Genomic DNA, 273 nt, shown 5'->3' with positions numbered 1-273 from the left:
GGACACCTGCTCACCCACTCGGCCCTCGAAAGGCTTGGTGTCCGGAACTGTGAGGGTGAAGAGTTGAACGAGGCCACGGTTATCGAGGCCCTCGATCTGGAGAACCGGGCGGGTGGGGATCACCTCGCCGGTCTTCATGTTGACGCCACCACCCAGGGTGGTGACTGCTCGAATGGTGCCGGTCAGCGTGAGCATCACAGGCTCCCTTGATCCAGGGCACCGGAACGCTCGATAGCTTCCTCGGCGCGGGCCAGCGCATCAGACACAGCAGCC

Annotated in this window: 1 protein-coding gene; it reads right to left on the bottom strand. The window is 63.7% G+C overall.

Features of this window, described 5'->3' with window-relative positions:
* Window positions 1-195: hypothetical protein (locus ABG80_RS18440; RefSeq protein ID WP_152987744.1), on the bottom strand; the 195-nt coding region annotated here is incomplete at its 3' end.
* Between the last annotated feature and the right edge of the window lie 78 nt (window positions 196-273).

This window comes from Aquabacterium parvum, from assembly GCF_001447195.1.
Classification (GTDB): domain Bacteria; phylum Pseudomonadota; class Gammaproteobacteria; order Burkholderiales; family Burkholderiaceae_C; genus Aquabacterium; species Aquabacterium parvum.
The sequence above is the reverse complement of the archived record's forward strand: the minus strand, read 5'-3'. Positions and strand labels throughout refer to the sequence as shown.